The 18,256-nt window shown below is 31.5% G+C and carries 30 protein-coding genes; 25 read left to right on the top strand and 5 right to left on the bottom strand.

Annotated elements, in window-relative coordinates:
* The first annotated feature begins 7 nt into the window (after positions 1 to 7).
* The 12 genes from UEQ13_RS05810 to UEQ13_RS05755 all read left to right on the top strand — a co-directional run bounded on the left by UEQ13_RS05810 (position 8) and on the right by UEQ13_RS05755 (position 8,839).
* Positions 8 to 2,173, top strand: coding sequence for a hypothetical protein (locus UEQ13_RS05810; protein ID WP_329805422.1), 2,166 nt, complete (start codon positions 8 to 10; stop codon positions 2,171 to 2,173).
* Positions 2,174 to 2,202: 29 nt separating this feature from the next.
* Positions 2,203 to 3,027 carry a hypothetical protein gene (locus UEQ13_RS05805; RefSeq protein WP_329805421.1) on the top strand — a complete coding sequence of 275 codons (825 nt, stop codon included), beginning with the start codon at positions 2,203 to 2,205 and terminating at the stop codon, positions 3,025 to 3,027.
* A gap of 137 nt (positions 3,028 to 3,164) precedes the next feature.
* Positions 3,165 to 4,277: a hypothetical protein gene (locus tag UEQ13_RS05800; RefSeq protein ID WP_329805420.1), complete on the top strand. Its 1,113-nt coding sequence runs from the start codon at positions 3,165 to 3,167 to the stop codon at positions 4,275 to 4,277.
* On the top strand, positions 4,258 to 4,860 hold the full coding sequence (locus tag UEQ13_RS05795; RefSeq protein ID WP_329805419.1) for a phospholipase D-like domain-containing protein: 603 nt from the start codon (positions 4,258 to 4,260) through the stop codon (positions 4,858 to 4,860). The genes UEQ13_RS05800 and UEQ13_RS05795 overlap by 20 nt, the downstream gene beginning before the upstream one ends.
* 2 nt (positions 4,861 to 4,862) lie before the next feature.
* Positions 4,863 to 5,039, top strand: coding sequence for a hypothetical protein (locus UEQ13_RS05790; RefSeq protein WP_329805418.1), 177 nt, complete (start codon positions 4,863 to 4,865; stop codon positions 5,037 to 5,039).
* A complete protein-coding gene (locus tag UEQ13_RS05785) occupies positions 5,032 to 5,355 on the top strand; it encodes a hypothetical protein (RefSeq protein WP_329805417.1) in 324 nt (107 codons plus the stop codon). Before UEQ13_RS05790 ends, UEQ13_RS05785 begins: the two co-directional genes overlap by 8 nt.
* A complete protein-coding gene (locus UEQ13_RS05780) occupies positions 5,342 to 5,986 on the top strand; it encodes a hypothetical protein (protein ID WP_329805416.1) in 645 nt (214 codons plus the stop codon). The genes UEQ13_RS05785 and UEQ13_RS05780 overlap by 14 nt, the downstream gene beginning before the upstream one ends.
* Entirely contained in the window at positions 5,958 to 7,667 is a 1,710-nt protein-coding gene (locus UEQ13_RS05775; protein ID WP_329805415.1) for a hypothetical protein, read from the top strand. Before UEQ13_RS05780 ends, UEQ13_RS05775 begins: the two co-directional genes overlap by 29 nt.
* 38 nt (positions 7,668 to 7,705) lie before the next feature.
* Positions 7,706 to 8,101 carry a hypothetical protein gene (locus UEQ13_RS05770; protein ID WP_329805414.1) on the top strand — a complete coding sequence of 132 codons (396 nt, stop codon included), beginning with the start codon at positions 7,706 to 7,708 and terminating at the stop codon, positions 8,099 to 8,101.
* The gene (locus tag UEQ13_RS05765; protein WP_329805413.1) at positions 8,092 to 8,379 is read left to right on the top strand and encodes a hypothetical protein; all 288 of its coding nucleotides are present in this window, start codon (positions 8,092 to 8,094) and stop codon (positions 8,377 to 8,379) included. Before UEQ13_RS05770 ends, UEQ13_RS05765 begins: the two co-directional genes overlap by 10 nt.
* 4 nt (positions 8,380 to 8,383) lie before the next feature.
* Entirely contained in the window at positions 8,384 to 8,596 is a 213-nt protein-coding gene (locus UEQ13_RS05760) for a hypothetical protein (RefSeq protein ID WP_329805412.1), read from the top strand.
* Positions 8,597 to 8,611: 15 nt separating this feature from the next.
* Positions 8,612 to 8,839, top strand: coding sequence for a hypothetical protein (locus tag UEQ13_RS05755; protein WP_329805411.1), 228 nt, complete (start codon positions 8,612 to 8,614; stop codon positions 8,837 to 8,839).
* A gap of 90 nt (positions 8,840 to 8,929) precedes the next feature.
* Here the strand turns inward: UEQ13_RS05755 and UEQ13_RS05750 are convergent, their stop codons facing one another.
* From UEQ13_RS05750 to UEQ13_RS05735, 5 genes are all read right to left on the bottom strand, one after another.
* On the bottom strand, positions 8,930 to 9,583 hold the full coding sequence (locus UEQ13_RS05750; RefSeq protein ID WP_329805410.1) for an N-6 DNA methylase: 654 nt from the start codon (positions 9,581 to 9,583) through the stop codon (positions 8,930 to 8,932).
* Positions 9,576 to 9,893 carry an ArdC-like ssDNA-binding domain-containing protein gene (locus UEQ13_RS05745; RefSeq protein ID WP_329805409.1) on the bottom strand — a complete coding sequence of 106 codons (318 nt, stop codon included), beginning with the start codon at positions 9,891 to 9,893 and terminating at the stop codon, positions 9,576 to 9,578. Before UEQ13_RS05745 ends, UEQ13_RS05750 begins: the two co-directional genes overlap by 8 nt.
* Entirely contained in the window at positions 9,886 to 10,071 is a 186-nt protein-coding gene (locus UEQ13_RS15510; protein ID WP_407934649.1) for a SymE family type I addiction module toxin, read from the bottom strand. Before UEQ13_RS15510 ends, UEQ13_RS05745 begins: the two co-directional genes overlap by 8 nt.
* Positions 10,061 to 10,288 (bottom strand): hypothetical protein, encoded by a 228-nt coding sequence (locus UEQ13_RS05740; protein WP_329805408.1) that lies wholly within the window; start codon positions 10,286 to 10,288, stop codon positions 10,061 to 10,063. The genes UEQ13_RS15510 and UEQ13_RS05740 overlap by 11 nt, the downstream gene beginning before the upstream one ends.
* 71 nt (positions 10,289 to 10,359) lie before the next feature.
* Positions 10,360 to 10,791 (bottom strand): hypothetical protein, encoded by a 432-nt coding sequence (locus UEQ13_RS05735; RefSeq protein WP_329805407.1) that lies wholly within the window; start codon positions 10,789 to 10,791, stop codon positions 10,360 to 10,362.
* Between the two features lie 442 nt (positions 10,792 to 11,233).
* Here UEQ13_RS05735 and UEQ13_RS05730 point away from each other — a divergent pair, with 442 nt between their 5' ends.
* The 13 genes from UEQ13_RS05730 to UEQ13_RS05670 all read left to right on the top strand — a co-directional run bounded on the left by UEQ13_RS05730 (position 11,234) and on the right by UEQ13_RS05670 (position 18,157).
* Positions 11,234 to 11,512 (top strand): hypothetical protein, encoded by a 279-nt coding sequence (locus UEQ13_RS05730; RefSeq protein ID WP_329805406.1) that lies wholly within the window; start codon positions 11,234 to 11,236, stop codon positions 11,510 to 11,512.
* A 4-nt stretch (positions 11,513 to 11,516) separates the two neighbouring features.
* Positions 11,517 to 12,884: a hypothetical protein gene (locus UEQ13_RS05725; protein WP_329805405.1), complete on the top strand. Its 1,368-nt coding sequence runs from the start codon at positions 11,517 to 11,519 to the stop codon at positions 12,882 to 12,884.
* A 1-nt stretch (position 12,885) separates the two neighbouring features.
* Positions 12,886 to 13,920: a DUF6712 family protein gene (locus tag UEQ13_RS05720; RefSeq protein WP_329805404.1), complete on the top strand. Its 1,035-nt coding sequence runs from the start codon at positions 12,886 to 12,888 to the stop codon at positions 13,918 to 13,920.
* An 11-nt stretch (positions 13,921 to 13,931) separates the two neighbouring features.
* Complete coding sequence (locus tag UEQ13_RS05715; protein ID WP_329805403.1) at positions 13,932 to 14,228, top strand: hypothetical protein; 297 nt, start codon at positions 13,932 to 13,934, stop codon at positions 14,226 to 14,228.
* Complete coding sequence (locus UEQ13_RS05710) at positions 14,228 to 14,437, top strand: DUF7220 family protein (RefSeq protein ID WP_329805402.1); 210 nt, start codon at positions 14,228 to 14,230, stop codon at positions 14,435 to 14,437. Before UEQ13_RS05715 ends, UEQ13_RS05710 begins: the two co-directional genes overlap by 1 nt.
* On the top strand, positions 14,437 to 15,360 hold the full coding sequence (locus UEQ13_RS05705; RefSeq protein WP_329805401.1) for a hypothetical protein: 924 nt from the start codon (positions 14,437 to 14,439) through the stop codon (positions 15,358 to 15,360). Before UEQ13_RS05710 ends, UEQ13_RS05705 begins: the two co-directional genes overlap by 1 nt.
* Complete coding sequence (locus UEQ13_RS05700) at positions 15,338 to 15,802, top strand: hypothetical protein (protein ID WP_329805400.1); 465 nt, start codon at positions 15,338 to 15,340, stop codon at positions 15,800 to 15,802. Before UEQ13_RS05705 ends, UEQ13_RS05700 begins: the two co-directional genes overlap by 23 nt.
* A 2-nt stretch (positions 15,803 to 15,804) precedes the next feature.
* Entirely contained in the window at positions 15,805 to 16,176 is a 372-nt protein-coding gene (locus UEQ13_RS05695) for a hypothetical protein (RefSeq protein ID WP_329805399.1), read from the top strand.
* A 47-nt stretch (positions 16,177 to 16,223) separates the two neighbouring features.
* Positions 16,224 to 16,388, top strand: coding sequence for a hypothetical protein (locus UEQ13_RS05690; protein ID WP_329805398.1), 165 nt, complete (start codon positions 16,224 to 16,226; stop codon positions 16,386 to 16,388).
* Between the two features lie 43 nt (positions 16,389 to 16,431).
* Positions 16,432 to 16,635 (top strand): hypothetical protein, encoded by a 204-nt coding sequence (locus tag UEQ13_RS05685; protein WP_329805397.1) that lies wholly within the window; start codon positions 16,432 to 16,434, stop codon positions 16,633 to 16,635.
* A 7-nt stretch (positions 16,636 to 16,642) separates the two neighbouring features.
* The gene (locus UEQ13_RS05680; RefSeq protein ID WP_329805396.1) at positions 16,643 to 17,158 is read left to right on the top strand and encodes a hypothetical protein; all 516 of its coding nucleotides are present in this window, start codon (positions 16,643 to 16,645) and stop codon (positions 17,156 to 17,158) included.
* Between the two features lie 290 nt (positions 17,159 to 17,448).
* Positions 17,449 to 17,775, top strand: coding sequence for a hypothetical protein (locus UEQ13_RS05675; protein ID WP_329805395.1), 327 nt, complete (start codon positions 17,449 to 17,451; stop codon positions 17,773 to 17,775).
* Positions 17,768 to 18,157, top strand: a complete 390-nt coding sequence (locus UEQ13_RS05670) for a hypothetical protein (RefSeq protein ID WP_329805394.1) — start codon at positions 17,768 to 17,770, stop codon at positions 18,155 to 18,157. The genes UEQ13_RS05675 and UEQ13_RS05670 overlap by 8 nt, the downstream gene beginning before the upstream one ends.
* Positions 18,158 to 18,256 lie beyond the last annotated feature (99 nt).

Genomic DNA, 18,256 nt, shown 5'->3' with positions numbered 1-18,256 from the left:
TTATTCTATGAAATGGAAATTTATGGGCAAAACGGTAGCGTTTCTGTTAACGATGTTTAACTTAACTGATTTACCAATTAATGCCGAAAAGAAAGAAATGGAGTTAACTCCAGAACAAGAAGCTCAAGCTAAAGCGGCGTTGGGCGAAGACTATGAAAATGTTCGAGCGGCAATTAACAAAGAGTTAGAAACTTTTGCCAGCACGAATTTCGATTTAAAAGCTATTCAAGATGAACTGGCAGCTGCAAGACAAGCTTTAGCTTTAGAAGAAGAAGAAAATGCTCCAGGAACAGGAGCGGAAGAACCAGAAGCGGCAAATTCACCACTTCATGAACAAATTTCAGCTATAAACAAGAAGTGGGAAGCAAAATTTAAAGCCTTGGTTGGTGAAGGTGTTGGAGACACTGGAAAAGTAATCAAATTAAACGGTGGTAAACAAATGAAACAACATTCATCTACGCATTTACATGCATCTGGATTTGAGTTCGACGCTTTTGAAGGTCGTTCTTGGAATAAAAGAGCTGCTGGATTAACTGCAGGTGTTTCTAATTTTAATGACAAAGTTGATATTCCTTTGTTACAAGGTGATATTGAGCACTTCGTTAGAAAAAACCCAACAGTTTTAGAATCAATTTTTGATGATTTTGAAGGATTACCAAAAGACTGGGGAACTCAATCAGGTATTATTGATAGAGTTATCAATGGTTTAATTGCTCCTTCTGAAATTACTCAAGGTGATAACGGCGGATGGAATCCAAAAGGTGAAGTTGTTATCGAAACAGAAGAAGGTCGAGTTTATGATAAGAAAATCGACATTACTTTAACTGGTGAAAAACTAAAACAAATTGAAAAAAGTTGGATAACGTTCATGAATGGTAACGACGGTTCTCACCCATGGAAAACTACATTCGTTGGATTCTTATTAGGTGAGTATTTCAAACAAGCTGTTTTAGATTCTCGTATCGCTATGGTTAACGGTATTTTCGTTAAAACTCCAAAAGAATTAACTGGTATGAATGTTAATTCACAAAATGGATTACGTTCGTTATGGTACTACTATAGAGATATTGAGAAAAAATACAAAGCGTTTGATATTGGAGAACCTACAAAAGAGAACATTGTTGATTATGTAAAAACAATGATTGAAATGATTCCTTTGAACAAAAGAAATCAGCAAGGTTGGGAAATTCAAATGTCAACTGATATGTTATTGTGGTATAAAGAAAGAGCTGGAGAGTTTTACGCTTTACATTATGCAACTGATCAAGGTAAATCTAATTACACAGGAGTTTCTCCGTTAAATTATCCGAACTTTAAATTTCAACCATTAGTTGACCAAACAGATACTTTATTTATTGGTATTACTAAATCTAAAAATGTTGAAACTTTATACTATCGTGAAAACGAAAAAGGAGAGTTAACAGTAACTAGAGATAAAAGAGATACTAACATGTTTGCAGATTTCAAAGAAGGAATCCGCTTCGTACAAGTTGGTAGAAAATATACTGCAGGTGAGCCAAAAGAATTCGAATTCCAAATGGTTTATTCTAACTCAGTTCCTGTTTTCTCATCTGAAACTAGAATTCCATTGTTTGATCCAAAATCGACAACGATTTCATTCAAGTTTCCATTCTTTTATCCACACTTAGAAATCGTTCAAAACGATTACGGTCAGGACATCGTTAACATTACAGGTGTTGTTCCTGGACAAATCGTTACGATTACAGGATTAGAAACTTTATCAGCTGCGAGAAAAGTTAAGAATAACGCGAACTTAATACTTGGTGCAGATTTCGAATTGAATACAGGTGGTACATTAACACTAGTAGTTCAACAAGATTTAAAATTGAAAAAATTAAGTGCTACAACTGGTCCTGCAGCTCCTGCAGAAACAGATAAAACATTTACAACAAATTCAATTGATGTAAAAGGTACTTCAGTATTTAGATATGGTGGTGCGGCAAGCGCAACTTTAGCAACCATTTTAAATGGTGTTGATGGTAAATCAATTACAATTTATGGTACTGATGCTGCTGGAGTTGATTTCACTGTTGCGGATGTTGCAGGTTTAGTAGAAGTTGCTTCTAATGCGGTACTTGGAGCTGCTGCGAATTACATTACACTTACACGTGTAAATGGTATTTGGTACGAAACTAGTCGTTTAATCGCTTAATAAATAATTAAGCTTAATATCAATAAATTATGTTTAAAATAAATTTAAATAAAGCAACCGGGAGTTCATCTCCTGGTTCTGCTGCTCCAAAAAATGAAATTATCATTATGGAAGCAGAAGATATTGCGGTTTTCCCAATATCAGATGAAAAAGGTGTAGTTATGCAGGGTAGTTTTGTTATGAAAAACGGAACCAACATGGTTACTGTTTATTCAACAAAATCGAAAACAGATGCACCTATGGAGACAGAAGGAGACGAAGATACTATGTCGTTTAAGGCTAAGTTGGTTTTGCAGCATCCGGGTAATTCAACAGAAGTTAAAGAGTTTGTTCAGTACTGGACTGGTAGAAATGTTGTAGCTATGCATAAAGCTTGTGGTGAAAATCACTATGAAGTTATGGGTACGCCATGTGCACCACTTCAGTTAAAAGCTGCTAAACAGGACAACAATGACGGTAGAATGTGGACATTAACATTTGAGCCGTTTGCAAAATCAGGTTTTGTGCCTAAAGAATATAACGGAGCTGTTGTTTTTGCTGAACCATTTGATGTAGTTGACGCGACTAATATTAGTTTAAATCCTATCAATGGACTTATGTACAAAATTCCTGCAACGTCAGTAGCTACAGAAATTGGATTTAATCAGCCTGTAACTTTACAGCATGGACAAATTGTAACATTAATTGGAAACGGTGGTGCGAATCCTGCAACATTATCTAATGGAGGAGCTAATACTGTTCATGTTATATTGGCCGGTTCAACTAATTGGGTAGCTTTAGAAAATGCTGTATTTAACTTACGAGTTTTCAAGTCTGGTGCAATAACTTACTTAATTGAAGTAAACAGAAGTTAGTTATATTATTTTTGAGTTGATTTAAAAACCCTTTATTTTAAAGGGTTTTTTTTTATGATAATTTGTCACGTTACACATTTAAAAAAATGTAATTACCAAATTAGCTACTTGTAATTACTAACATAAATTTATAAGACATGTCAGATTTAAAAAAACCAGTATTAGACTTTTTGAGAGATCTTCCAGAAAGTCCTTTCGAACAATTCAATAAAGCTTTTGAATTATATCGAAATTCATCGAAAAAAAACAAAATAAATGAAGCTTCTTATAACCGCAGAGGTTATTCAGAGCAAGGTTTAAAGAATTTACTTTATGATTTGAAAAAAGCCTACGAAATTACAGATGTAGATGTTTTTTCAAATTCTGAACCTATAACTGAAAAAGTTATAGCTTCGACAAATACAATTGCAGATGCTTTTGAAAAGTTATCTGAAGAAACAAAGGATTCGATTTTAAAAGCAGCTATTTTGCTTGAAAAGTTCCAAGATTTAATTGAAAATTCAGAACCATTAAAAGAATCTGTTGCTATTGGAACGAGTTATTTTGAAACTTTTAAAAATGAAAATATTGAGTTAGTAATTAGTGAAAACAAAGATTTCTCAATGTCTGATATTTTATCTGCAAAACTTGAAGAAAATCCTTTACTTATTGATACATACATAAATAATATTGATGTTGATGAAACGCCAGTAGATACTGCAGGAAAAGTATTAAAATTAGATGCAGGTGTAAATACTGAAACTGAAACTAGTTTACGTGCGGAATTTCCTTTCTTAAATAATCCTGATTGCCCACAAATATTATATGTTGTCGTAGGTAAAAGAATTGCAACATATAATAAGCACAAAGAACTACATGCAAAGCTTCAAGAAATCAACGAAGGAAAATTAGAAGCGACTCCAGAAGAATTGAAATATATTACTGCTGAATGCGATTTTGCTTTTTCTGATAACAGAGCTTTGTGGGATGAATTAAATCATTATGCAACTACAAATGAAATTTTAGGTAAGCATCCTATTTTCCGTGAAGATAACATCAAAAAAGAAGTTGAAACAATGACAAACGAGCAATTGTTTAAATATATCAATGCAACTTCTAAATTCTTTACTGAACAAAAAAAGCAATTAGAAAAGCACAAGGATGATGCGGTTAAAATTGCGGAAATCAACTCCAAAATTGAAGACAGAAAATACAAATTAAGTTTAGTAAAAGCTAAAGCAGGTGTAGTTGATGCTGGAGAAAAAAAATAAATTTTTTGATTTCAACCAATCAAAAGAAGTAAAAAAAGAAGAAAAACTCAACGAAGTTTGGACATCTAAATACATTGCGTCACACTTTCAAAAGATAGAATCTTTAGAAAATGATTTGATGAGAGTTCCGACGAAAGATGAGTTTTTCTTTCTTCAAACAGACAAAGCTTTTAATGCATTTACTTTTATTCCATTTGTTGCGAAAATATATCCAATAAAAGAATTATACGCTTGCACCTACTCGATTTCATCAAGAGTTATTGATGCGTTAATTGAAATGCACGATAAAGGAATGATTGAGCAAATCACGCTTTTAATTTCTGAAAGTATGATCAAGCGAAATCCAAAAACAATTGACAATTTAAAAGCAATGTGTACATCCAGACCGAATATGAAAGTTTTATACGCCTGGTCACATGCTAAAGTTTGTTTGATGAAAACACACGATTTCCATTTCGTTATTGAAGGTTCTGGAAATTGGGCAGAAAACGCACATTACGAGCAGTATTTGTTTGCAAATAGTAAAGGACTTTACGATTTCAGATTACAGCTGTTTACAACTATTAAAATGATAAAATACTAAGTATGAAAAAAGCATTTTCGGTTTTTGGTTTGTTATTTATAATTACTGGTTTTTTAATTGGTATTATTTCTGATTTTAAAAAAAATGACACAGATGTTAGGCCGTTAGTCTTTTCTGCATTTGTCTGTTTTTTGGTTGGTATTTTTTTAATGATAAAATCAAAAAATCAAGATGAATAAGTTACTTCCAGTTCATTTAGATGAATCCGAAATTCAAACCATACAAGATATGGCTGCTTGTAATTTTGCTACTGGCGAAATTGCACTTCAGTTGTGTATGGATAAAAAAATATTTCTTCAGCATTTTAATGATAAAGATAGTGAGGTTCGACAGGCTTATGATGCAGGAAAACTGGCAACTACTTTAGCGATCATGACTAAGCAAAAAGAACATGCTGAAGGCGGAAATATTACAGCTGCTCAAATATTCATGAAAGAATCTGAAAGATTAGAATTCGAAAACCTTAAAAAACTCGTGTATTTTGGAGAAGATTAATGAAATAATTGAAAGCATGAGTTTGGATGATATCCAATCTTTTTTAAAAAACGGAAATCCGAATGCCGCTCCTGTTGGAGTCGCTGAATATTTAGAACTTTTAGATAAAGTTAGAGGGATGTTAATTCGTTTTGATAAATATCCAAACGATAATTTAATTGTAAAAACACTTGTAATTACTGATAAGTTATCGCAATACAAGGCGAAGCAAGTCATAAATGAAGCTCGCGAATTCTTTTATTGTGATCAGAAAGTTTCTATTGAAGCTTGGCAAAATATTTATGCCGAAAAAATGGATAAACTTATCAATTTGGCAATGATGGCCGTGAAAGATGTTAAAGACGCAGGAGCTGTTGGAAAACTGATAAAAGATGCTTACGAAATTCGTGGCGGTGGTAAAGAAGTAAAAGAAGAATTACCTGCGGAATTATTTACTCCAAAATGGGTGGTTTATACTTCTGATGCTGAAGCTCTAGGATTGCCAAAAGTTGACAGAAATAGAATCAAGGAATTTATTGATAACAAAGTTCCTGAATTAACTGAATCGGAAAAAAACAGATTGTACCAAGAAGCCGATATTCTACCTTTTAAAGCCTTGCAAAATGACAAAGAGAATCCACGTAAAAATTAAGGATGAAAACGTAGATGGAAAATTAGTCAACAAGGCACAAATGCTAGTTGATCTAATTCGTCCGAAAGATTTATATTTTATTGGTGGTCGTGCACTAGCTAAAACTTCTGGAATTGTGGCCCAACGTTCACAGCATATTTGTTATGATATGCAAGGATGTTATTCCATGTTTGTGGCTGATACTTACATGAATGCTTTAACAAATGTATTACCTGCTTTAATTGAAGGTTGGCAAAGAATGGGATGGCGTGAAGGAATTCACTTTGTTACCGATAAACGACCGCCTGCACATTTCAAACTTCCATACAAACCGCCATTACACTACAAACATACTATTTCCACATTTACAGGGAATATGTTTAATCTGGGAAGTTTAGACCAGCCATCTGGATTAGCCGGTGGTTCGTATCAACACAGATTTGGTGATGAAGCCAGATTATTAAAAAAGAAAAAACTAGACCGCTCTACTCCTGCTTTGCGTGGTGAATTTGTTCGTTTTGGACATTCTCCATATTACATGGGAAATACATTTACTACCGATATGCCAAATCTTCTGACAACGGATGATGATTGGATTTTGCAGATGGAAAAGGAAATGGATTCCGAACAAATAGAACTTGCGTTACAAGCTGCTTTAGTTTTGAATGATATTAAACGTGAAATGTTGGCCAATGAGCAAATGGGAATTGTGTCAGAACGTACACGATTAGAAAAAGCATATCGACAATGGAATGAATATTATACACGAATTAGAAAAGATAGTACTTTTTTCTATGCAGTTTCTTCATTAGTTAACCTGGACAACTTAACTGATAATTATTTTAAATCAACTTTAAAAGCATTAGGTCCTGAAGAATTTAGATCGGCAATTTTATCTTTTAAAATTAATGTTTCTAAAGGCGAAAAATTCTATTCTCATTTAGGCGAACAACATTTTTACGAAGACGGAACTGATCTGTCTTATTTTAATCAATTTGATATTTTAGGAGGTGTTGTAGATGGATGCAAATCTTTAAATGCAAAATACTACGATATAAATAGTCCAATGGAGTGCGGTGTGGATTTTGGAGATATGTCTTCAATGGTTTCTGGACAATATCGTGGGAACTATTTATACGCTTTGAAAGAATTTTATACGTTACATCCAGAAGATGAAACTATTTTAGGAATAAAGTTCCGTGAATTTTATCAAGAACACAGATACAAAGTTTTGTATATGTATTATGACCGTTCCGGAAACAACAATGCGAAAATCAAAGAAGATAAGGCTACATATTTGATGAATGCAATTATGTATCATCCAGATGGAACTCCAACTGGTTGGGATGTTCGTTTAATGAATGTTGGCCAAGGAAATATTTATCAGGAAGAAGAATTTAATTTAGCTAAATCGATGATGGGAAATATGGTTCCAGGATTACCTACTTTAAAAATTGATAAATTGAAATGTCCGTGTATGACGAATTCTTTAAAACTAACAAAAATCACTGTAAAAACAGATAGATTAGGTTCAAGAACAATTCACAAAGACAAATCGTCTGAGAAACTTCCTTTAGCTTCCAGACCAATGTTTTCTACTAACTTTTCCGATGCTTTTAAATATTGGATTTGTCGCGAAGATTTCTTTAATCGAATTAACATTCACACTATTTATGTTGGTGTGGACCCGTCTGTTAAGTAAAATTTTGTATATTTGAATAACTTAATTTTTAACAAGTTATGGATAGCGCTGAAAGTAATAAAATTTGGGAAAAGTTAGTTCGTCAAAATAAAATTGATGAATTTATACAAATTCAAAATAGAATTTCTAATGAAACTGATAGAAGATTTTTTTCGGGATCAGTTAAAGATGCCGGATTAGTTTCAAAACATAAAGAACTAATTCATCAATTAATGATGATTTTTCATAATGCAATTATTAAAAACAGAGAAGAAAATATTTTTAGTTATATAATAAATGAAACTGAAGATTTGAAATTTGAAATTGAAGATTTGATGTGTATTGAAAAAGCAATGACTATTCAACTAGGTTATAAGTTTGAAGTTAGAAGGTTTGCGAATGAAAATAAAATATTAATCAAAGTAAACACTAAAAATATATTTAGATGGGATTAATTGGTACAAAAAGAAAAACAATTTCAAGTTTATTGATTTTGAAAACAGCAAGGGATGCTTTTCGTGAAAAACAAGGCGAAAAATATTTAGAAACTATAGCTCCATTCTGTCAAATTATTTGGAAAGTAATGGAAGTAAACGAAGTAAATGAGTTTGATGCTATTGCTAAAATTAAAAACGAACTTCCAATTTATAAACAACCGGGTGCGGAATTACTTTTCGGTTGTGCGCTTTATGAGATTGTTGAAGAAAGTAGATTGTCTGAAATTGAAAAGTAATATTATGAATGATATTCCAAATACAAACAAAAATGTGCTTTTGATTTTTGAAAACGGAGCTGAATTAGTTATAAATCCTACATTTATAAATGAAGATTCTTTAAATGATTTTAAAAAAGAAATTTTCACACTTAGGTTTGAAGGCACAATGAAATTATCTTCAAAAGAAAAGGAAAAGCTAATAGAATTATCTGCAGGAGAAACTGAATTCAATTAATAAAAAAGATAAAGTATGTCAAAAGATAATGGATTATATTTTGTTGGTGGTAGATCTGTCGTGAAAACAAATTTTATTAATGAAATAAAAAAATCATTTGAAAATGGTATCTTAGAGGTTGATACTAGTCATGGTAAGACTGTTATTGAGGTTAATTTCGATATTCAACTTCCAAAGGGTGATAATTTCTATATTAAAGATGGGTTTTTACTTCAATCGATAGAAAGTAAAGAAATACGATAGTATTTTAAAAAAAAAAGAAAAAGAAAGCAATTCCGCCACCCCAGTGGCGGAATTTTTTTATAAAAGAAAAACGGCTTTAAATAAGCCGTTTTAAGCGTTAGGATAAAACAAAATACACTTTGTGTTATGTTTCCAAAATTCGTAATTTATAGCCAAGGAAAAGCGGGGTTTATCCATTAATAAAGCATTATGACAATGAATTTCTGCCCTTATTTCATGTAGGCACAAATTAATTGCAGTCATTTTGCAACAAATTGGGTCTAAATCTTCACATACATAATAATTGCCTTTTGCTTTGTGGTTAGCGGCTAAAATAAACCGACCACTTCCGCACGCTGGCTCGTTTATATTTTTCCCCCATTCGTTTGAATCTATTACAAAAACTGCCATTAAATCGCAAATTGCTTTTGGTGTAAAGAATTGCCCAAAATTAGATTTTTTATAATTACCCGCTAAACATTCGTAATACTCCCCTAATGTGTCGCACCAATAACCTGCGGAAATATTTGTTTCATAAATTATTAAAAGCTCTCCGAAAAGTTTACAAAAAATATTTAATTCTTCTCTGGTATATTTCGCTATTGTTTCAAAATATAATTTTTCTTGTGTTTCTCTACCAAGTGCACAAATAATAATTGTTAGAAGGTCATCAAAAATAATATTCAAATCATATTTATATTTAAAATCTAAAAATAAGGAGTTAAAATTTTTTAACTCCTGTGGTACTTCTCTATTTTTAAGCATCTTTTTGTTTTACTTGAGCGTTAGAAAAAAGAAAACAAATCGGGAAAAATTCGCTTTCGTCTTCGTTTGGTTCTGCCTGCTCTTTTTTATTTAATGCTTTGGGTTTTCCCCAAATTAAAAAAGCCGTTTCTCCTTTTTTTACAAAAAAATCTTCTTTTTTCCAATCGTGGAAAGTTTTAAAAATTTGGTGTTCTTCGTTTGTATAAAATTCTTGAATTAAAATTTCGTTTACACTCATACCTTCACAATCTAACTGCATTTTATTTTTTGCGAGTTTGGAAAGTTCTCTTAATTTATCTCTTTTACTCATTTTTCGTAATGATTAATTTATTTTTATAAACTTGGATTTCTACTTTTTCGCCTGTTTGAAATCCTGCATCTTTTAGCCAATTCCCCGAAATCGTTATTTTTGGTTTTATATATGCTTTTTTCCATCGTGGGCGCACAACTAAAGACGAAATTGTGCAATTCCTCAACCTAAAAAACATAATCGCTAAAATCGTTGTTATTGTCTCCGTAGTATTCTATAAACATTTCAGCAATTACAACCGCTTTGTTAAATGCGTCGTTTACCTGTGCTTTGAAATATTTATAATCGTTGTAATTGAAAAGGAAAGAAAACCCTTTTTCGTGTAGTATATTATTTACTTGCGTGCTTAACTTAAAAGCGCTATTTTTGTCGTTCAAATTTGTACGTGTCTGCATGGCGTGTATATTATTTGGTTATCAAATAACGCCACGACTTCCACTCGTGGCGTTATATGTTTAAAAAGGTTTTAGATTGAGAAATTTAAAATTTCTTTGTCTGCTCTTTCGGTAAATATTTTCAAATCTGAAGATATTACCTCTAAAACTTTTTCGATGGTTTGAGAATTTGAAACTTCAAAATTAAAACCGCTTGCATTACTTAAAGAAATTTTTTCTTTTGTTCCATCACTTGACAACATAAACTTTTCCAATTCATCCTGTTTTGTTTTTAAAAACGTGAATTTGTCTCCTAAAATTCTCATTTGTTCAAGGCTTTTTAGTCTCTCTTCTGCTGTTGGATGTAACATTTTAATTATTTCCTCGTTTGCCTTGTTTTTTTCTTCTTGTGAAATTATAGGCTTTTTAATTTCTACGGTTGCTTTTTGAGTTTCAACCACTTTTAACGTTGCATCATTTTTTACAACTTCTTCCGCTTTTTTCACTTGCTCTTTTTGGCTCATAATGTTACTATTTATTTGATTATCAATACTTAAAGATACAAAAAACGGTAATTACACACAACTATTTTAAGCACAAAAACACTAAAACAATGACATAAATAATATATTTAAAATCTTTCTAAATAAGGTAAAAACACATAAAAAGCGAATGCAAAAAACACACTTTAAAACAAAAACAAAAAACTAACTAACTGAAAAACAACGACCTAACCATATAAAAAAAATGGTTAAGGTTATTTGTTTGAAAGAAAAGCGCGCCCCGCTAAGTTCTCGTTTGGTAATTACATCAAAGGGCGAAAAAGTAGAAATATGACAGACCGCACCAACTAGCAGGGCGAAGCCCACCAATTGGCGAAGCCCACCAACTGTAAGTTCAATAATTTGTCACGTTACACTCTTTAATATATTATCATACTAAACTTGTATCATAATTGGTAATTACATGACCGCAACACCATACGAAGCGTTGTTTATGATGCGTAGGTATTCAGAGATAGGAGTTCCTTTTTCTTTTACATTCAACTCATACAATAAAACAAAAGATAAAACAGACGGACTGAAAGAAGTCAAGCGCGCAGTGTTAAGAATGGGGTTACGTGACGACCAGAGTGAATACGCTAAAGTATTGATAGCTTATGTTGACTTAGACCAAGAGGAAGCGCCAAGGTTCTTCCGCTTGTCGTTGATTCAATCATTTAATAATTATAAGATAAAACCTTAAAAGCATGAACATTACTAACCATAGTACAGGTAAAATCGTTGAGACAGCTAATGTAGCATTCACTTATCAAGTAGCAGGAACAACTCCAAGAGACTTTAATACTACGTTACCTATTAGTAACTTACAATGGAATAACATCCAGAATCATTTCGGTGAGTATGTTGTATATCCTTATGGAGTAAACAACGATATACCTAAATTAATAAAAGATACTGTTGATAATAGTTATAATGTTCCTGGCTTTCTAAAAAGGAAAACAGAACTACTTTGGGGCAATGGACCTAAGCTATATACTGACACTATAACAGAAGATGGAAAGGATGTAAGAAAAAGAGTTGAAGATAAAGATGTACAGAAATGGTTGGACTCATGGGGCGCTGTAGATTACTTACTGCAATGCTGTGTTGACTACCAACATCTACAGGGTACATTCACACGATTTGAATTAAATAGAGGTAATCGTATAGGTAAGCCATCTATTAACAGACTGCATCATGTTAACCCTGATAGAGCAAGATTAGCAAGATTAAGAAAAGCTACTGAAGAAAAACCTACCCATGTATTAGTTGGTACATGGAACTTCAATCACATTAATGCTATTTCAGAAACAAGAGCCTATAACCTATTCAATTTCAATTATCCATTTAAATTTGAGAACTCAATATTTTATAGCAACTTCTATTCATTCTGTACAGATTATTACACTGTGCCTGATTTATATGGTTCATTAGAATGGATTAATCGTAGTACTGCTGTGCCATTGATATTTAAAGCGTTTTCGATGAATGCAGTAAATCTTAAATACCATATCATTTCTCCTGCAGGTTTTTGGGATAAGAAAAGAGTACAGCTTCAGGATAAGTGTAGAAATGAAAATATAACATACGATGAAAGTATGTTGACTGAATTCGAAAATAGTTTCTTAAAACAAATCGGTGAAGTTTTATCTGGAGACGCAAATGCGGGTAAATTTTTGCACACCACTAGAGGAATGGTTGTAAAAGGACATGAACTGCACGAAGAAGGTTGGGAAATAAAAGTACTTGACCAAAAGGTAAAAGACTTTGTTCAAGCACAGATATTAATTTCAGATAAAGCGGACAAAGCAATATCAGCAGGAGTAAATATTCATCCAGTTTTAGCGAATATGACTGACTCGGGTAAATCAAATAGCGGAAGCGAGCAAATATATGCCTTACTTAATTATTTGAATACAGGTGTTGATATTCAAGAAATGATAATTTGCAAACCATTGAATTATGCATTGAAAGCAAATTTCCCTGATAAGAATATTAAAATAGGATTTTTTCATAATGTTCCTGAATTGCAACAAAATACACCACCCGCAGAACGAACTAAAAACAATCAATAGTATGAAATTACTTTTCAACCTTGAAGATAAAGATATTTCTTCAGACGAAATAAAAGAGCATTTAGGTTATGTTGATGCTGATTTGAGCTATAAAAATTTATTACCAGATGTTATGACTTCTACTAAAGAAGTGAAAAAACTTATTGGGACAGAAGTTTATGATCATCTTCATAAACATTATGAAGATGGTTTAACAGATGGTACCTATACATATGATTTTACAGATAGCGAATCAGTAATTCTAAGAGCATTGCGCTACCCTATTTTAGTAAAAGCTTATTGGTTATTCGCACCAAATAACGATTTATCACATACTGGAGACGGAAGGACTGTTAGAGCTGGAGAAAACAATAAGCAACCTTGGCAATGGCAAATCGACGAAGATAACAAAGCACAGGAAAAGAGATTTTATCGTGCATTGGATGATTTAATTGACTTGTTGGATGAATCTATTTCAGAAGGTTATGCAGAAATGGAAGAAGTTGCTCAAAAAGAAACGCTTTATTATAAGTGGATAAATTCTGATTCATTCAAAAAAATTAAAAAGTGTTTCTTAAATACAGTAGATAAATTCAATGATGTATTTTCGATTGAATCAAGGCTTCTTCTTATAAAAATTACTCCTGGAATAATCGAATGTGAAACACGTGAAATTATTTCTAGAATTGGTAAAGAAAAAATGGCTTTTCTAAAAGAAGGAACTGATTTACAAGATAAAGACAAAGAATTAATTTTACTAATCGAAAAAGCAACTGCCTTTTATGCATTAGCTTGGGCAATTCCAAGAATGTCTGCAACATTGTTTCCAGAAGGTGTACTTCAATTTCAAGTTTCGGATAGAACCACCACACAAGCAAAAAAGCCAGCAATGCTAAACGAACATGAATTAGCACGACAATCATTTGCGCAAACGGTTTCACAAACTTTAATTGATATTGAAGATTTAGTAAAGCCAGAACCATTACCTGAAGAAACGCAAACGAGAGAAGTTTTACGACCAGTCTGTTCTTCAGAAAAATTTATATCACTAACTTAAAAACCAATTATATGTTATCTAAAATCAAAACGTTTTTCTTCAATTTATGGCATTGGAAAAAATATTTAGCTGCCAAAAAATATGAAAAATTACTAATCAAAGGAATCATCAATAAAGAAGCCGAAAAAATCAAATTAATTCGCGAAGCTTCAGCAATGATTCCAAAAAAAGTAAGAAAAGGAAAATCGGTATATATACCAATGAGTTACGTTTCAAGAATTAGAATCAAGGCAATGATTTTAAAAGATTACGGCTATAAAATGAGATTATTAGGGATTGGAATTACTGATGAATTAAAATTTGTTTAATGAAACAATCAAAAAAACTATCATTTTTAGAAACTTTAACCAATATTTTAATTGGCCTTTTATTTAGTTATTTCATTCAAATAATTTTATATCCAATACTCAATATTTCGGTTTCAACAAAGCAAAACATTATTATCACTTTAGTGTTTTTCATCGCATCACTAATAAGAGGTTATTTCATAAGAAGATTTTTTAATTCCATAAAATAATGCACCTACTTGAATTTCCAGAAGCAAACATAAAAAGATACATTCCGGCTGAATTGTCGGAATGTCAATCTTGGCAATATATTTATATCTGCGATTTGTTTCTTAGGTATCAATCACAACTTATCACCAAAGAACAATTTTTAGTAGATGCTGCTTATAAATTGCTGGACATGGTTCCAAGTAAAAAAAAGAACCAAAATTCAGATAATTCGAATTTAATTCTAATAACCGAACTAATCGAAGAATCATTTTTCGAAAAAATTGAGAATCCTGATAATCCAGAATCTTACCAGCTAAAAATAAAGCAAAATTATATAAACAATCCTGTTGAATCATATAAGCCATTATGGAGAAAATATCACGGTCCATCCGACGGGTTTATGAATGTAAAATTTGGTGAATATCGAGATGCATTAAGATTGTTTTTAGAATTCAACAAAACAGGTGAAATAGAATTATTATATGAATTAGCAGCTACATTATATCGACCAAAAAAACCGTTCCTTTTCGTAGAAAAACTATTAAACAAGTTTGATGGTGATGTTCGTCAAAAATATAATAGTTACCAAATGAAAAAACGTATCGATGTCTTTAAAAAAGGACCAATTGGTTTCGTTTACGGTGTTTACTTATATTTTGCCAGTATGCAAATGTTTGTTTCAAGCGCAGAAGTTCCTTGGGGTGATAAAGTATTAGACTTTTCAATTTTATTCACGCAACAAGGTGAAAGCGAAGAAATTGAAGCCGATGGCATTGGATTAGATGCTGTGGTTTTTGTTATGGCCGAAAGTGGTGTTTTTGGGAATCTTGAAAAAGTAGATCTAACATCGTTCTGGACAATCATGATAAAAATGTACGATGCACGTATAAAAGAATTACAACTTCAAAAACAACAAGAAAATGCTACAAGTCAATCGAGTTAGAGAATTAGTCGCTGAAGTAAAAGATGCTATTCCACAAATAAAATATGCGGAAGTTTTAACCACAGATGATGACTTTAAAAAATTCTTAGAGGAAAGAAAACAATCTGATAATATAATGTTTTTTGCTGTTATACCAGATCATGGTTTAACAGGAACTGAAGACAGAACTAAGTACGAAAATTACATTCAATTTTTCCTTTTAGAAAAACAAACTGAAAAAAACATTAAGCACTCAGATAAGTTAGATTTATACCAAAGAGTACAAATAGCTGTGAAAGCTTTTATTGATATGATAATAGAGGCAAAAAGCGGTGAAAGCGACGTATTTTCGGCATGCAATTTGTTCAGTGATTTAAACGAAGAATCCATCGATGTGAAAGTATTTTGGGACGGCGTTCAGTGTAGAGGGTATGAAATATTTATGAATATTTTAACCAAATAGTCATGAGTGTTTTGTCTGAAAGAAATAAACGAACTGAAGAAGTTTTACAAGGAAAATTCATCCACACCAAACTTGTGGAAACTAGCAAAGAAATTGACAAGCTTCAGCGCAAGGAAATGGCTTCTTTTAAATCTTCCTTTTGGAACGATAGACAATTTAACGTAGCAAACGGTCAATTAGTCTATAAGCATACGAAAACACATCGTTATTTAGATATGCGCACCAGGGCGAAAAAAGACGGTACAAAAAGCAGAAAAAAAAGCCGTTCTATTCATAATAAAATTATTTGGGGAGAATACAATTACCTTACTCGTGAGTTGGCTTATGGCTATACGGAAGCGATTAAAAATGATTTGAAAAAACTAGAAGATTAAGCAATAAACAACCTATTAAAATGTTATAACTAAAAATCAACTTAACTATGCCACACGAAAAAGAAAAACCGAAAAAACATCCACTAAAAAAAGCGAGAAAAGAATTAAAATTTTGGTACAAAGCTATGCTTGAAACTGATTTAATGAATGACAAAAAGGATAGGTCAAGATTCGCAGAAATTCTAGAAACCGTAAAACAGTACGCCAAATAGGCGTATTTTTTTTATATTTGTTTTTCAACTTTAAAAATATATTATGAGACCAGAATTAATCAAAACAGACAATGCAAGGGAGTTTTATAAAACCACCGAAGAATTAACCGACAGAGAGCTGCAAGAAAAACAAACTTTTTACCTTTGGGAGATAAATCAAAACACCAAAAAAACTAAAGAAAATTTACAGTTTTTCTTTTATTTCACAATAGTTGCTCTTTTAGCGTCATTAGTAATTTTTAGATAAAATAATTATGTATAGTTTGATTTTTACAATTTTAGTGTTTTTAATTAGTTTTATTGTTTCAGTAATTATCCGTAATGAAATTAAAAATGATAACAAAAATTTATCGGCTGAATTAATATCTTCAATTCAAGATAAAAAAACTAAACCAGTTGCTAATATTTCAATGATATCTATTTTAATTGGATTAATTTATATTAATTTTTTTGCGTTTCCTGCGAATAAAAAAACAGAAGAAATTAAAACAGAATTTAAATCCGATTTAAATCCTTGTATGATTTCGGAAGATTATATTAAGTCGGATTTATCAAATCCAGCGACTGCTGATTTTTCTATTTTTGATTGTGTAAAAGAATTTGATGGTATAAATACTTATACAGTTCTTAAAAAAGTAAGTGTAAAAAATTCTTTTGGGGTAGAAAAAGAATTAATTTATAAATTATCATTAAAATATAAAGGAGGAAATGAATTAGATACTTCTAGTTGGGAATTAGTTTCTATGCGTTCTGAAGAATACAAAAAATAATGTTTACCTCGTATATAAGGTAAACAAACCATAAACCGTATGCATCTGCACACGGTTTTTTTATTTAGAAACAATATAAATATATTATTTTTGTCATTGATTTAAAAAAAATTAGTAAGTTTACAACGACAAAATACAATAACGGAGTAAATCCGAAACTTTTTTAAAGTTAACATAAGCGAATCCTCGCCACGATGCTGTAGTTTAAACCGAGAGGCTACTAATTCTATCCGTTATGGGTATTTTGTCACATCCGAAGCGAGGATTTCGTGCGTTTAATATTTTCGAATATGACAAAAGAAAATGAACAAAGCACAATTAACGGAACAAAGTACAATAGTAACTTTGCGTTCCGTTTCGTAGGCACTTTAATTAGCCACGACAAAAGGTTTTTTGAAACCACCAAATACCAGTTAGAAGATTGGATGCCTTTCATTCTAACTCACGAACTTTTTAATGATATTGAGGAACGCCAAGCCTTTTTTGATTTAATGATGGTGTTAAATGAATTATCAGATATTACTAAAAACACCACTGATGACGAATTGGACCAAGAATTTAAACAAGTTTTAAATCTTTTAGGTTTTAGCAAAGAAAGTGAGGTACAACATGCTTAAAGTTAAATTTGTTGGGCTAAAAAGCATTTCATTAGAAATTAGTGGCAAAAATTTGCTTGATGTTCTAAATATGCAACGCGATGAAATGTTTGCGAGCTTTACACCTATTGCTTTTATAGTTCCGTCTGGAAGTATTTTTCATTATGACTTAAATAAAGTAAATGAATTTGTAAATTCAAATTTATCTTTAAAAGAGTTTACACAGGATTGTCAATGTGTAGGACTTTACAGAAATTCAGTTGAAATAAAATCAACTGAAGGTTACTTTTTAGAATCTGGATATTTATGGAAAAATGTTGGTGGAACTAAACTGATTTTAATAAATGACGAATTGTATGTTGAATATGATCTAAATGAAATGGAGTTTGAAAAAATTGTATAATTAACTTATAAGTTAATTATTTATCCAAAACCTTAAATAGCTGTTGTTATTTAAGGTTTTTTATTTTTAGCCATTTGTCACGTTACACTCTTTTACACC

Origin of the sequence: Flavobacterium facile (genome assembly GCF_036321945.1) — a bacterium.
GTDB lineage: Bacteria > Bacteroidota > Bacteroidia > Flavobacteriales > Flavobacteriaceae > Flavobacterium > Flavobacterium facile.
The sequence above is the reverse complement of the archived record's forward strand: the minus strand, read 5'-3'. Positions and strand labels throughout refer to the sequence as shown.

Excerpts from the sequence above, each read along its gene's own strand:
- UEQ13_RS05810 (WP_329805422.1), top strand. The coding sequence starts at position 8 with ATGAAATGGAAATTTATGGGCAAAACGGTAGCGTTTCTGTTAACGATG.
- UEQ13_RS05805 (WP_329805421.1), top strand. The coding sequence starts at position 2,203 with ATGTTTAAAATAAATTTAAATAAAGCAACCGGGAGTTCATCTCCTGGT.
- UEQ13_RS05800 (WP_329805420.1), top strand. The coding sequence starts at position 3,165 with ATGTCAGATTTAAAAAAACCAGTATTAGACTTTTTGAGAGATCTTCCA.
- UEQ13_RS05795 (WP_329805419.1), top strand. The coding sequence starts at position 4,258 with ATGCTGGAGAAAAAAAATAAATTTTTTGATTTCAACCAATCAAAAGAA.
- UEQ13_RS05790 (WP_329805418.1), top strand. The coding sequence starts at position 4,863 with ATGAAAAAAGCATTTTCGGTTTTTGGTTTGTTATTTATAATTACTGGT.
- UEQ13_RS05785 (WP_329805417.1), top strand. The coding sequence starts at position 5,032 with ATGAATAAGTTACTTCCAGTTCATTTAGATGAATCCGAAATTCAAACC.
- UEQ13_RS05775 (WP_329805415.1), top strand. The coding sequence starts at position 5,958 with ATGACAAAGAGAATCCACGTAAAAATTAAGGATGAAAACGTAGATGGA.
- UEQ13_RS05770 (WP_329805414.1), top strand. The coding sequence starts at position 7,706 with ATGGATAGCGCTGAAAGTAATAAAATTTGGGAAAAGTTAGTTCGTCAA.
- UEQ13_RS05765 (WP_329805413.1), top strand. The coding sequence starts at position 8,092 with ATGGGATTAATTGGTACAAAAAGAAAAACAATTTCAAGTTTATTGATT.
- UEQ13_RS05760 (WP_329805412.1), top strand. The coding sequence starts at position 8,384 with ATGAATGATATTCCAAATACAAACAAAAATGTGCTTTTGATTTTTGAA.
- UEQ13_RS05755 (WP_329805411.1), top strand. The coding sequence starts at position 8,612 with ATGTCAAAAGATAATGGATTATATTTTGTTGGTGGTAGATCTGTCGTG.
- UEQ13_RS05750 (WP_329805410.1), bottom strand. The coding sequence starts at position 9,583 with ATGCTTAAAAATAGAGAAGTACCACAGGAGTTAAAAAATTTTAACTCC.
- UEQ13_RS05745 (WP_329805409.1), bottom strand. The coding sequence starts at position 9,893 with ATGAGTAAAAGAGATAAATTAAGAGAACTTTCCAAACTCGCAAAAAAT.
- UEQ13_RS15510 (WP_407934649.1), bottom strand. The coding sequence starts at position 10,071 with ATGTTTTTTAGGTTGAGGAATTGCACAATTTCGTCTTTAGTTGTGCGC.
- UEQ13_RS05740 (WP_329805408.1), bottom strand. The coding sequence starts at position 10,288 with ATGCAGACACGTACAAATTTGAACGACAAAAATAGCGCTTTTAAGTTA.
- UEQ13_RS05735 (WP_329805407.1), bottom strand. The coding sequence starts at position 10,791 with ATGAGCCAAAAAGAGCAAGTGAAAAAAGCGGAAGAAGTTGTAAAAAAT.
- UEQ13_RS05730 (WP_329805406.1), top strand. The coding sequence starts at position 11,234 with ATGACCGCAACACCATACGAAGCGTTGTTTATGATGCGTAGGTATTCA.
- UEQ13_RS05725 (WP_329805405.1), top strand. The coding sequence starts at position 11,517 with ATGAACATTACTAACCATAGTACAGGTAAAATCGTTGAGACAGCTAAT.
- UEQ13_RS05720 (WP_329805404.1), top strand. The coding sequence starts at position 12,886 with ATGAAATTACTTTTCAACCTTGAAGATAAAGATATTTCTTCAGACGAA.
- UEQ13_RS05715 (WP_329805403.1), top strand. The coding sequence starts at position 13,932 with ATGTTATCTAAAATCAAAACGTTTTTCTTCAATTTATGGCATTGGAAA.
- UEQ13_RS05710 (WP_329805402.1), top strand. The coding sequence starts at position 14,228 with ATGAAACAATCAAAAAAACTATCATTTTTAGAAACTTTAACCAATATT.
- UEQ13_RS05705 (WP_329805401.1), top strand. The coding sequence starts at position 14,437 with ATGCACCTACTTGAATTTCCAGAAGCAAACATAAAAAGATACATTCCG.
- UEQ13_RS05700 (WP_329805400.1), top strand. The coding sequence starts at position 15,338 with ATGCTACAAGTCAATCGAGTTAGAGAATTAGTCGCTGAAGTAAAAGAT.
- UEQ13_RS05695 (WP_329805399.1), top strand. The coding sequence starts at position 15,805 with ATGAGTGTTTTGTCTGAAAGAAATAAACGAACTGAAGAAGTTTTACAA.
- UEQ13_RS05690 (WP_329805398.1), top strand. The coding sequence starts at position 16,224 with ATGCCACACGAAAAAGAAAAACCGAAAAAACATCCACTAAAAAAAGCG.
- UEQ13_RS05685 (WP_329805397.1), top strand. The coding sequence starts at position 16,432 with ATGAGACCAGAATTAATCAAAACAGACAATGCAAGGGAGTTTTATAAA.
- UEQ13_RS05680 (WP_329805396.1), top strand. The coding sequence starts at position 16,643 with ATGTATAGTTTGATTTTTACAATTTTAGTGTTTTTAATTAGTTTTATT.
- UEQ13_RS05675 (WP_329805395.1), top strand. The coding sequence starts at position 17,449 with ATGACAAAAGAAAATGAACAAAGCACAATTAACGGAACAAAGTACAAT.
- UEQ13_RS05670 (WP_329805394.1), top strand. The coding sequence starts at position 17,768 with ATGCTTAAAGTTAAATTTGTTGGGCTAAAAAGCATTTCATTAGAAATT.